This window comes from Pseudomonas sp. GM48 (assembly GCF_000282335.1).
In the GTDB taxonomy this organism is placed as follows: Bacteria; Pseudomonadota; Gammaproteobacteria; order Pseudomonadales; family Pseudomonadaceae; genus Aquipseudomonas.
In genome coordinates, this window is record NZ_AKJM01000126.1 from 22,175 (window position 1) to 34,184 (window position 12,010).

At 60.2% G+C, this 12,010-nt stretch carries 9 protein-coding genes and 1 pseudogene; 6 read left to right on the top strand and 4 right to left on the bottom strand.

The features are described 5' to 3' along the window. Positions 1-109: 109 nt before the first annotated feature. The gene (argJ, locus tag PMI28_RS05200; RefSeq protein ID WP_007990760.1) at positions 110-1,327 is read right to left on the bottom strand and encodes a bifunctional glutamate N-acetyltransferase/amino-acid acetyltransferase ArgJ; all 1,218 of its coding nucleotides are present in this window, start codon (positions 1,325-1,327) and stop codon (positions 110-112) included. A gap of 121 nt (positions 1,328-1,448) precedes the next feature. After that, positions 1,449-4,184, bottom strand: coding sequence for a preprotein translocase subunit SecA (gene secA / locus PMI28_RS05195; protein WP_033063562.1), 2,736 nt, complete (start codon positions 4,182-4,184; stop codon positions 1,449-1,451). Between the two features lie 307 nt (positions 4,185-4,491). Here secA and PMI28_RS05190 point away from each other — a divergent pair, with 307 nt between their 5' ends. Beyond that, on the top strand, positions 4,492-4,947 hold the full coding sequence (locus PMI28_RS05190; RefSeq protein WP_007990764.1) for a DUF721 domain-containing protein: 456 nt from the start codon (positions 4,492-4,494) through the stop codon (positions 4,945-4,947). A 119-nt stretch (positions 4,948-5,066) separates the two neighbouring features. Here PMI28_RS05190 and PMI28_RS05185 read toward each other — a convergent pair whose 3' ends face one another. After that, positions 5,067-6,545: a helicase HerA-like domain-containing protein gene (locus tag PMI28_RS05185; RefSeq protein WP_033063565.1), complete on the bottom strand. Its 1,479-nt coding sequence runs from the start codon at positions 6,543-6,545 to the stop codon at positions 5,067-5,069. A gap of 188 nt (positions 6,546-6,733) precedes the next feature. Between PMI28_RS05185 and PMI28_RS31690 the strand changes: the two are divergent. The 5 genes and pseudogenes from PMI28_RS31690 to PMI28_RS05165 form a co-directional block, all read left to right on the top strand. Continuing rightward, positions 6,734-7,765: pseudogene (locus PMI28_RS31690) on the top strand (HAMP domain-containing protein); the annotation flags it as partial. A 93-nt stretch (positions 7,766-7,858) separates the two neighbouring features. Continuing rightward, a complete protein-coding gene (locus PMI28_RS31695) occupies positions 7,859-8,623 on the top strand; it encodes a methyl-accepting chemotaxis protein (RefSeq protein WP_443200738.1) in 765 nt (254 codons plus the stop codon). A gap of 229 nt (positions 8,624-8,852) precedes the next feature. After that, complete coding sequence (locus tag PMI28_RS05175; RefSeq protein ID WP_007990770.1) at positions 8,853-9,965, top strand: glycosyltransferase family 4 protein; 1,113 nt, start codon at positions 8,853-8,855, stop codon at positions 9,963-9,965. After that, on the top strand, positions 9,958-10,734 hold the full coding sequence (locus PMI28_RS05170) for a DUF2334 domain-containing protein (RefSeq protein WP_007990772.1): 777 nt from the start codon (positions 9,958-9,960) through the stop codon (positions 10,732-10,734). Before PMI28_RS05175 ends, PMI28_RS05170 begins: the two co-directional genes overlap by 8 nt. Continuing rightward, positions 10,731-11,726 carry a lysylphosphatidylglycerol synthase transmembrane domain-containing protein gene (locus PMI28_RS05165; protein ID WP_007990774.1) on the top strand — a complete coding sequence of 332 codons (996 nt, stop codon included), beginning with the start codon at positions 10,731-10,733 and terminating at the stop codon, positions 11,724-11,726. Before PMI28_RS05170 ends, PMI28_RS05165 begins: the two co-directional genes overlap by 4 nt. On the opposite strand, the gene PMI28_RS31235 is transcribed toward PMI28_RS05165, so the two are convergent. Then, a partial coding sequence (locus tag PMI28_RS31235; protein ID WP_050548706.1) for a hypothetical protein occupies positions 11,713-12,010 on the bottom strand: 298 nt, incomplete at its 5' end. The two genes, PMI28_RS05165 and PMI28_RS31235, sit on opposite strands and share 14 nt — an antisense overlap.

Genomic DNA, 12,010 nt, shown 5'->3' on the forward strand with positions numbered 1-12,010 from the left:
CTAGCGTCTGGTCGTCAGCCTTCGCGAGCAAGCCCGCTCCCACAGTGGTTTGAGGTGTACACAAATCAAATGTGGGAGCGGGCTTGCTCGCGAATGGAGCGACTCGGTCTTACGTACGGTACTCGGCGTTGATCTTCACGTATTCGTGGGACAGGTCCGTGGTCCAGATGGTTTCGCTGCAATCGCCACGACCCAGCTCGATACGGATGGTGATTTCTTCCTGCTGCATAACCGCCGCACCCTGGGCTTCGGTGTAGGTCGCCGCGCGCGCGCCACGGCTGGCAATGCACACGTCGCCGAGGAACACGTCGATCTTGCTCACGTCCAGGTTAGGCACACCGGCACGGCCAACAGCGGCCAGGATACGGCCCCAGTTCGGGTCGGATGCAAACAAGGCAGTCTTGATCAGTGGCGAGTGAGCCACGGTGTAACCGACGTCCAGGCACTCCTGGTGATTACCGCCGCCGTTGACTTCAACGGTCACGAATTTGGTCGCGCCTTCGCCGTCGCGCACGATGGCCTGGGCCACGTCCATGCACACTTCGAACACCGCTTGCTTCAACTTGGCGAACAACTCGCCCTCGGCGCGGGTGATTTCCGGCAGCGCAGCCTGACCGGTGGCGATCAGCATGCAGCAGTCGTTGGTCGACGTATCACCATCAATGGTGATGCGGTTGAACGACTTGTTGGCGCCATCGAGCATCAGGTTCTGCAACACGTCGCGGGAAACCTTGGCGTCGGTGGCGATGTAGCCGAGCATGGTCGCCATGTTCGGGCGAATCATGCCGGCGCCTTTGCTGATGCCGGTAACGGTGATGGTTACACCGTCGTGCTGGAACTGGCGGCTGGCACCTTTGGGCAACGTATCGGTGGTCATGATGCCGGTGGCGGCAGCTTCCCAGTTGTGGATCGACAGATCATCGAGGGCCGCCTGCAGCGCGCCTTCGATTTTCTCGACGGGCAGCGGCTCACCAATCACACCGGTGGAGTACGGCAGCACCTGGCTGGCATCGACACCGGTCAGTTCCGCCAACCTTGCGCAGGTGCGCTCGGCGGCGGCCAGGCCAGGTTCGCCCGTGCCGGCGTTGGCATTGCCGGTGTTGGTCAGCAGGTAACGCACAGGGCCTTGTACGCGTTGCTTGGCAAGGATCACCGGTGCGGCGCAAAAGGCGTTCAGGGTGAACACGCCGGCAACCGTGGAGCCTTCAACACAGCGCATGACCACAACATCCTTGCGCCCCGGGCGCTTGATGCCAGCCGAGGCGATACCGAGTTCAAAACCGGCAACCGGGTGCAACGTTGGCAAAGGACCAAGACCAACAGCCATGAATGCGCTCCTTTATAGATGATGTCAGCACCGTTTCAGGAAAAACGGTGGTTCGAATGGTAAAACGCCGCGACGGCAGAAGCCGGTCGCGGCGCGGGTATTTCAGCGATTGAAACGGGTTTTACTGGATCTGCCCGTGGCAATGCTTGAACTTCTTGCCCGAACCGCAATAGCACAGCTCGTTACGACCCAGCTTCTGCTCGTTGCGAACCGGTGCAGCAGCGAGGGCAACATCGACTTCTTCGCCCAACACTTCCGGATGCTCCAGGCCTGGGGCTTCTTCATGCAGGAACTGCATGCGAGCGGCCAATGCCTCGGCTTCCTGACGCAGGCGCTGTTCTTCTTCGATCGGGTCTTCGCGGCGAACCTGAACGTGGGACAGCACACGGATCGAGTCGCGCTTGATCGAATCCAGCAATTCGGAGAACAGGGTGAACGACTCGCGCTTGTATTCCTGCTTCGGGTTCTTCTGGGCATAACCACGCAAGTGGATACCGTGACGCAGGTGATCCATGGTCGACAGGTGATCTTTCCAAAGGTCGTCCAGTACGCGCAGAACGATTTGTTTCTCGAAGGTGCGCAGCGCTTCGGCGCCCGCCTGGTCTTCTTTCTCGTTGTACGCCGCGACGAGCTCGTTCATGAGCTTCTCGCGCAGGGTTTCTTCGTACAGGTGATCGTCTTCGTCGAGCCACTGCTGGATCGGCAGCGTCACACCGAAATCGCTCTGCAACGCAGCTTCCAGACCGGCCACGTCCCACTGCTCAGGCAGCGATTGCGGAGGAATGTGTGCGCTGACAGTGGCGCTGAGCACGTCTTGACGGAAGTCGGCGATGGTCTCACCGATGTTGTCGGCGGCCAGCAACGTGTTACGCATGTGATAGATCACTTTACGCTGTTCGTTGTTGACGTCGTCGAACTCGAGCAGTTGCTTGCGAATGTCGAAGTTACGGCCTTCAACCTTGCGCTGGGCCTTTTCGATGGCGTTGGTCACCATGCGGTGCTCGATCGCTTCGCCAGGCTGCATGCCCAGGGCCTTCATGAAATTCTTCACCCGGTCAGAGGCGAAGATGCGCATCAGGCTGTCTTCCAGCGACAGGTAGAAACGGCTGGAACCGGCGTCGCCCTGACGACCGGCACGACCACGCAGCTGGTTGTCGATACGGCGCGATTCGTGACGCTCGGACGCAATCACCTGCAAACCGCCCGATTCGAGCACTTGCTGGTGACGCTTCTGCCAGTCGGCCTTGATCTGGGCAATCTGCTCAGGGGTCGGGTTTTCCAGCGAGGCCACTTCCACTTCCCAGTTACCGCCCAACAGGATGTCGGTACCACGACCGGCCATGTTGGTGGCGATGGTCAGCGCGCCTGGGCGACCGGCCTGGGCAATGATCTCGGCTTCCTTTTCGTGGAACTTGGCGTTCAGAACCTTGTGTTCGATGCCTTCCTTCACGAGCAGGCCGGACATGTGCTCGGAGGTTTCGATGGTGGCAGTACCCACCAGCACCGGACGACCTGCGGCCATGCTTTCCTTGATGTCGGCCACGATTGCCGCGTATTTCTCGTCGGCGGTCAGGAACACCAGGTCGTTATAGTCTTTACGGGCCAGCGGCTTGTTCGGTGGAATCACCATCACCTGCAGGCCATAGATCTGGTGGAACTCGAACGCTTCGGTGTCGGCCGTACCGGTCATGCCGGACAGTTTGTTGTACAGACGGAAGTAGTTCTGGAACGTGGTCGATGCCAGGGTCTGGCTTTCGGCCTGGATGTTCAGGTTTTCCTTGGCTTCGATGGCCTGGTGCAGGCCTTCGGACAAACGGCGACCCGGCATGGTACGACCGGTGTGCTCGTCGACCAGTACGACCTGACCGTCCTGCACGATGTATTCGACGTTGCGATGGAACAGCTTGTGCGCGCGCAGGCCGGCGTAAACGTGAGTCAGCAGGCTCAGGTTATGCGCCGAGTACAGGCTCTCGCCTTCAGCCAGCAGACCGAGAGAGGTCAGCGACTCTTCAACGAATTGATGACCTGCTTCGTTGAGCTCGACCTGACGGGTCTTCTCGTCGACGGTGTAATGGCCGGCCTTGGTGACTTCGCCTTCCACTTCTTCGATATGCAATTCAAGCCGCGGGATCAGTTTGTTGATCTCGATGTACAGCTTGGAGCTGTCCTCGGCCTGACCGGAGATGATCAGCGGCGTACGGGCTTCGTCGATGAGGATGGAGTCGACTTCGTCGATCACGGCAAAATTGAGTTCGCGCTGGAATTTTTCTTCCATGCTGAACGCCATGTTGTCGCGCAGGTAGTCGAAACCGAATTCGTTGTTGGTGCCGTAGGTGATGTCGGCGGCGTAGGCAGCGCGCTTCTCTTCCGGCGGCTGGAACGGCGTGACCACGCCGACCGTCATGCCGAGGAATTCATACAGCGGACGCATCCAGTTGGCGTCACGGCGGGCCAGGTAGTCGTTCACCGTCACAACGTGCACGCCGTTGCCGGACAGCGCGTTGAGGTAAACGCCCAGTGTTGCCACCAGGGTCTTGCCTTCACCGGTACGCATTTCCGCGATCATGCCTTCATGCAAGGTCATGCCGCCGATCAGCTGGACATCGAAGTGGCGCATGCCCATGACACGTTTGCCGGCTTCACGGGCGACCGCAAAGGCTTCTGGCAACAGTTTGTCGAGGGATTCCCCTTTGGCGATGCGGGCCTTGAACTCGTTTGTCTTGGCACGCAATTGATCGTCCGAAAGGGCCACCATTTGCTCTTCGAAGGCATTGACGAGTTGCACCGTCTTGAGCATGCGCTTGACTTCACGCTCGTTCTTGCTTCCAAAAAGTTTCTTTAACAAAGGCGCAAACATATCGGCAGGATCTTCCACACTAAAGGGATGGAGGGCGGCCCCGTGAGTCGCCCGTGCAGCCCTCATGGCCGCATGCGAACGAGCATTCTACCCGGAAACGATGGAGAGGAAAGTGGCGATATTCCACGATGCTGGCACAGCGCTTTGACGGGGCTCACTTAAAATAAGGGCGTTTTGCTCAACTTCAAGCCATTCAAGGCAGAAGTTAGTCGTTGATTTAATGGGTAAAGCGCCCACAAAAGCAATGGGCGGGCGCATCCGGTGCTTTCTGCTACCATGGCGCCTCTGTTACTTCAGGTGTCTGATCATGGCATTTCGCCCACTTACGGCCAAAGTACCTGCCGTTCTACTACGCGAAGCCAAGCCGCTGAAAGCCATTCTCGGCCACGCTCAACGCCTGGGCCATCTGCAACGTTTGCTCGAAAGCCAATTGCAACCCGCCGCTCGCGAGCATTGCCACGTGGCTTCCTGGCGCGAAGGCAGTTTGTTGCTGATTGTCACCGACGGTCATTGGGCAACCCGCCTGCGCTACCAGCAGAAGCGCCTGCAACGGCAACTGCAAATGTTCGACGAGTTTGCCAACCTGACGCGAATCCTGTTCAAGGTGCAGCCGCCTACCGTTCAGCGGGGCGCGACCGGGCACACCATGGATCTGTCGGACGATGCGGCCGCGACCATCCAGGCCACGGCCGACGGGATCAGCGATCCGAATCTGCGGGCAGCGCTGGAGCGACTGGCGGCGCACGCCAAGACCAAATCCTGACACTGGACCAATGTGGGAGCGGGCTTGCTCGCGAATGCGGTGTGTCAAACAACATAATGTTGACTGACATGCCCTATTCGCGAGCAAGCCCGCTCCCACACTGACTGTGTTCGCTCAAGCTAGCGGCGTTTGCTGCCGCCCAGTAATGAGCCCATCAACCCGCGCACCAACTGTCGGCCAAGCTGGTTCGCCGCCTGTTGCATCGCCGATTTCAGCGCCTTCCCTGCCGCTGTACCGAGGAACTCTCCCGCCTGTTCGGTGAAACTCGGTTCCTGCTTGCCCTGCTCCGCCTCGGGCTCAGGTGCCAGTCCCTTGCGTCCCATCAGCACTTCATAGGCTGATTCACGATCGATCGGCTGGTCATAACGCCCTTTGAACGGTGAGCCTGCGATCAACACCTTACGCTCGGTTTCGGTCAACGGCCCGATCCGCGATTGTGGCGGCGCCACCAGAACCCGCTGGACCATTTCCGGCGTGCCTTTTTCCTGCAAGGTGCCGACCAGCGCCTCACCGATCCCGAGCTCGGTCAATACCGACAACGTATCGAACGCCGGATTCGGCCGGAAGCCTTCGGCCACTGCGCGCAGGGACTTCTGTTCTTTGGCGGTGAACGCACGCAAGCCATGCTGGATGCGCAAACCCAACTGCGCCAGCACATCATCCGGCAAGTCACCCGGCGACTGCGTGACGAAATACACGCCCACACCTTTCGAACGAATCAGCCTCACGACTTGCTCCAGACGGTCACGCAATGCCTGGGGCGTACCGTTGAACAACAAGTGGGCCTCGTCGAAGAACAACGCCAGCAACGGCTTGTCGGCATCGCCGCGCTCCGGCAGTTGCTCGAACAGCTCGGCCAGCAGCCACAGCAGGAACGTCGCGTAGACCTTCGGCGCTTCATGCACCAGACGACTGGCATCCAGCAAATGAATGCGCCCGCGGCCATCGGCAGTGGGCTGGAGGATATCTTCGAGTTGCAGCGCCGGCTCGCCGAACAGGGCCTCGGCGCCCTGTTGCTCCAGCGTCGCCAGACGCCGCAGCAATGCCTGGCTGGAACCGGTGGTCATCAATGCCGCATCGTCGCCCAGCAACAGGGGGTTGTCCCGCAGGTGATTGAGCAACGCCTTCAGATCCTTCAGATCGAGCAACAACAAACCTTCGCGGTCTGCCACCTTGAATGCGGCGTACAGCGCCGACTGCTGACTGTCGGTCAATTCCAGCAGGCTGCCCAGCAGCAACGGCCCCATTTCACTCAAGGTCGTGCGTAATGGATGACCGGACTGACCGTGTACGTCCCACAACGTCACCGGATAGGCCTGAGGCTTGTGGTTGAGCCAGGGCATCCCGGCAATCCGCTCGGCGATCTTGCCCTGGGGGTTGCCCGCGGCGCCGAGACCGCACAGGTCACCCTTGATATCGGCGGCGAACACCGCCACGCCGGCATCGCTGAAGGCTTCGGCCATTCGCTGCAAAGTGACGGTTTTGCCGGTGCCGGTCGCGCCCGCGATCAAACCGTGGCGGTTCGCCAGGCGCATGGCCTGGGCAATCGACTGCCCTTTGAGATCGGCACCGATAACGAGTTGCAATGAGTCAGGCATTTGGTCACCCATGATTAATCTTTAGTCCTGCACGGCCGATAGAGATAACGACAAAGCAGTCAGACACGATCTGGTCGGAAATTTCCCTAAGGAGAGTCGGAAAATTCACTTGCTTTCAACCTTGCCCGTTGTGCGTCCCTTTATAAAAGCACGCGCAGGACATTAAGACCTTAGCGGAACCCCAAGCCATGAACAAAAATCTGCGTTTCAGCCATAAAATCCTGCTTGCCGCCGCCCTCATTGTTATTGCCGCCTTCGCCTCATTCACGCTGTACAACGACTATTTGCAGCGCAACGCCATTCGCGAAGACCTGGAAAATTATCTGCAGGAAATGGGCGGTGTGACCGCCAACAATATCCAGACCTGGTTGAACGGGCGCAGCCTGCTGATTGAAAACCTGTCACAAACTGTCGCGCTCAATCCCGAGGCAGACAACGTTTCCAGGCTGCTTGTACAAAAAGCCGTGACCTCGACCTTCATGGGCGCCTACCTCGGCAGCAAGGATGGCTCTTTCATCATTCGCCCGGACAGCAAGATGCCCGATGGCTATGACCCGCGCGCTCGCCCTTGGTACAAGAGCGCGCAAGGCAGCAGCGGTTCGGCTTTAACCGAGCCTTACATCGATCTGGCTTCCGGCCAGCTGGTGATTTCTATTGTCGACAGCGTTATCAAGGACGGCCAGAACATCGGCGTGGTCGGTGGCGACCTGAGTTTGCAGGTGATCGCCGACAGCCTTGGCACGCTGGACTTCGACGGCAAGGGTTATGCCTTCCTGGTCAGTTCCGATGGCAAGATCCTGGTACATCCCGACAAAGCGCTGGCGATGAAGACGCTCAAGGATGTCTACCCGCAAGACACGCCGGCCATCAGCAGCGCACTGAGCGAAATCCAGGTCGACGGCAAAACCCGCATCGTGACCTTCACCCCGATCAAAGGCTTGTCGTCGGTCAACTGGTATATCGGTCTGTCAGTCGACAAAGAAAAAGCCTACTCAATGCTCAGCGAATTCCGCACCTCTGCGGTGATTGCGACGATCATTGCCGTGGCCATCATCATCGCCCTGCTCGGCATGTTGATTCGCCTCCTGATCCAGCCTTTGCACGTCATGACCCGCGCCATGGCTGACATCGCCGACGGCGAAGGCGACCTGACCAAGCGCCTGACCATTCAGAACAACGACGAATTCGGCACCCTCGGCACCGCGTTCAACCGCTTCGTGGAGCGCATTCACGGCTCGATCCGCGAAGTGTCCTCGGCGACCGGACAAGTCAACGAAGTGGCGTTGCGCGTAGTAGCCGCTTCCAACTCGTCGATGTTCAACTCCGACCAGCAAGCCTCGCGCACCAGCAGCGTCGCCGCGGCGATCAATCAGCTCGGCGCCGCCGCCCAGGAAATCGCCCGCAATGCGGCACAGGCCTCGAGCCAGGCCAGCGATGCCCGCGGCCTGGCCGAAGACGGCCAGCAAGTGGTAGATCGCAGCATCGCAGCGATGAATCAATTGTCGAGCATGCTGAGCGCATCGAGTTCCAATATCGAATCGCTGAACAGCAAAACCGTGAACATCGGGCAGATTCTCGAAGTGATCACCAGCATTTCCCAGCAAACCAACCTGCTGGCGCTCAACGCCGCGATTGAAGCCGCCCGCGCCGGAGAGGCCGGTCGCGGTTTTGCCGTGGTGGCGGACGAGGTGCGTAACCTGGCCCACCGCACGCAGGAATCGGCGCAACAGGTGCAAACCATGATCGAGGAGCTGCAAGTCGGCGCCCGGGAATCGGTCAGCACCATGAGCGACAGCCAGCGCCACAGCCAGGACAGCGTGGAAATCGCCAATCTTGCGGGCGAACGCCTGAACAGCGTGACGCTGCGAATCGGTGAAATCGACGGCATGAACCAGTCGGTGGCCACTGCAACCGAAGAACAGACTGCTGTGGTGGAGTCGATCAACGTCGACATCACCGAGATCAACACGCTGAACCAGGAAGGTGTGGAAAACCTGCAATCGACGTTGCGTGCGTGCTCGGACCTTGAGCAGCAGGCGGCGCGGTTGAAGCAGTTGGTGGGTAGCTTCAGGATCTGAGGCGCACTCACCGGCCCCTTCGCGAGCAAGCCCGCTCCCACAGTGGATCTCGGTCGTACACAAAGTTTGTGTCCACTGAAGATCAAATGTGGGAGCGGGCTTGCCCGCGAAGGCGGCTTGTCAAACGATACATATGCTCGCTGACACCCCCACCCGCACAACCCCGACCGAACATCTATCCTTCATATAGGTCAACCTAGGGAGTACCGGGACCGGAGGATTGCTCATCGTGCATATCGCTGACATCACCATGTTCTACGCCCCTGCCAGCGGTGGCGTGCGCACTTACCTGGATGCCAAACACCGTCGTTTGGGGATCAAACCGGGCATTCGCCACAGCTTGCTGATTCCCGGGTCTTCTTTTAGCGAGCAGGATGGCATCTACACGGTTCCGGCACCCGCCCTGCCCTTTGGCAAAGGTTATCGCTTTCCTCTGCGTCTCGCGCCCTGGCGCAATGTCCTGCAAGACTTGCAACCCGATCTGATCGAAGTCGGCGACCCCTATCTCACCGCATGGGCAGCGCTGGATGCACGGCGCCAACTCGATGTACCGGTCATCGGTTTCTATCATTCGGACCTGCCGCTATTGGTCCGCAACCGCATGGGCAATTGGGTGACCAACAACGTCGAGGCCTATGTCAGCAAGCTCTACGGCAACTTCGACCGGGTCCTGGCGCCCAGTCGGGTCATGGCTGACAAGCTCACCGGGCTTGGGGTCAGGAATGTGTTTGTGCAACCACTCGGCGTCGACCTGCAAACCTTCAATCCCGATGCCAGAGACCCCGGGCTGCGAGCCGAGTTAGGCCTGGACGAAAACACCCACCTCTTGATCTTCGCCGGACGCGGTTCCAAGGAAAAGAACCTGCCGGTGCTGCTCGACTGCATGAATCGCCTGGGCTGCCGCTATCACCTGTTGCTGGTTGGCTCGTCGATGCCCACGGCCGTGCCGCCCAACGTGACAGTGATCGACCAGTTCTGCCCGGCCGCACACGTTGCCCGCCTGATGGCCAGTGCCGATGCACTGTTGCACGCCGGTGATCAGGAAACTTTCGGTCTGGTGTTACTCGAAGCCATGGCCAGCGGCATTCCGGTGGTGGCCGTGGCGGCCGGGGCCTTCGAGGAAATCGTCAACGATGACTGCGGTGTGCTCTGCGCACCGAACAACCCCGCCGCGATGGCCAGCGCCGTTCGAGAACTGTTTGGCTCGGGCAGCGCAGGGCTGGGCAAACACGCTCGATTACATGTCGAACGGCACTATGCCTGGGACACGGTGGTCAACAGCTTGCTGCGCCACTACCACGCCGTGCTCGGCAGCCAATGGCCGCTGACGGCCAATGGTTGAGTTCATGAACAAACCCGGCTTGTTACTGGTACTGCACGACGTGGCACCGCCAACCTGGGCCGATTACCAGCCTTTTGTACAAGCCGTCGACGCCTTGGGTGGCGTGCCGATCACCTGGTTGGTGGTGCCGGACTTCCATCGACACAACGACCTGGCCGCCCATCCGCAATTTCGCCGCCAGCTCTCTGCACGGGTCGCCCGGGGTGACGAACTGGCACTGCACGGTTACTTCCACTGCGACGACGGGCCGATGACCGGTAATCCCCGAGACTGGTTCATGCGTCGGGTCTATACCCACGAAGGCGAGTTTTACCGTTTGTCGCGAGAAGACGCCCTCGCCCGCCTGCGTTCGGGCATCGAGATGTTCCACCGTCATGACTGGCCGCTGGAAGGGTTCGTCGCCCCGGCCTGGCTGATGAGCCCGGGCACTCGCCAGGCATTGCGCCAATTGCCGCTGAGCTACACCAGCGACTCGCAGCATTTATACCGCTTGCCGGATTTCACCGCGATCGAGGCGCCGGGACTGGTATGGAGCGCGCGCAGTGCCTGGCGCCGGGGTGTATCGAAGCTCGTCAGCAACCGCCGTGAACAACGCTGGCAGCACGCCCCGGTGATTCGCCTGGGCCTGCACCCGGAGGACATGCGCCATGAGTTTTCGCGCAGATACTGGCTACAAACCCTCGAACGCCTGCTCGGCAACGGACGAGTTCCGATGACCAAGGCCCACTGGCTGGCACTGCAAGACGACCACATGGGTCGTGCCGCGTGAGTCGCGCACTGCTGTTGCTCGTTGGCCTGCTCGCGGCGCTGCTGATTCCGGCACTGCTGGGTGGCAGCGAGACCTGGTCTCGGCTGACCGGTTTTCCGCTGCCGTGGTTGCTGATCATGTTCAGCATGATCCTGCTGTGCTGGGCAGTGAACACCTTGCGTTTGCGCCTGTTGCTGGGGGATCAATGCGACCGGGTCAGCCGGCTCAGGAGCCTCGGCGTGGTGATGGCCGCCGAATTTGCCTACTGCGCCACCCCCGGCGGCAGTGGCGGACCTCTGACGATCATGGCCTTGCTGGCGCGTCACGGCGTGCGCCCGGCCAGGGGCAGCGCAGTGTTTGCCATGGACCAATTGAGCGACTTGCTGTTTTTCCTCTGTGCCCTGAGCGGGATACTGATTTACGCACTGTTCCAGCACCTCAGCCAGCGCATGGAATGGTTGCTGATGGTCAGCGCCGTCTCGCTGTTCGGCGGCCTGATCAGTTGCGTCATAGTAGCCCGGTATCACCGTTTATTGATTCGCTTGAGCGGCCGCTGGCTCGCCCGACTCAATGTCAAAGCGGCCACGCGAATGCGCTGGGCGCGCAAGCTCCTGCAGTTTCTGGCGGCGTTTACCGACACCCTGAGGTTACCCGTGCAGACCTTGCTCAAGGTGTTCGCCCTGACCTGTGTGCATTGGGCCCTGCGCTACAGCGTGCTGTACCTGGCGTTGCGCGGGCTTGGCGCGGATTTGCAGTGGGCCTGGTGTTTTCTGATCCAGATGCTTGCACTGAGCGCCGGACAATTCAGCCTTTTGCCCGGTGGAGCCGGGGCGGCTGAGCTGACGTCCGCCGCGCTGCTGGCGCCCATGGTCGGAAAGTCCACGGCGGCAGCGGCGATTCTGATTTGGCGGGCGGTGACGTATTACTTCTACTTGCTGGTCGGTGGCCCGGTGTTCTTGCTGATGCTGGGCCGGCCGCTGCTGAAGAAGCTGATGAAACTCAGGCAGGCTTAGGTTTGTCGTCGGGCGCCTGCTGCAACTGTTCCCACAACTGCGCGGCATCCGGAAACTCGGTACCCGTTTCAGGCCCCATGTCATCCGGGTCGTAGCGGCTCAGGCAGCCCTCGCCCAGTGTGGCGGGAGCCTTGGATGTGGCTTTGTCCAGTGGATCGGCCATGGTCATGTCCTCAGTGCAGAAACGGCGAAGGGCCTGAAGCGATTGAACACCCAGGCCATAATGCCGATCAGTCAAGCCACAACGCAATCTGTAGCAGCTGCCGAAGGCTGCGTCCGGCTGC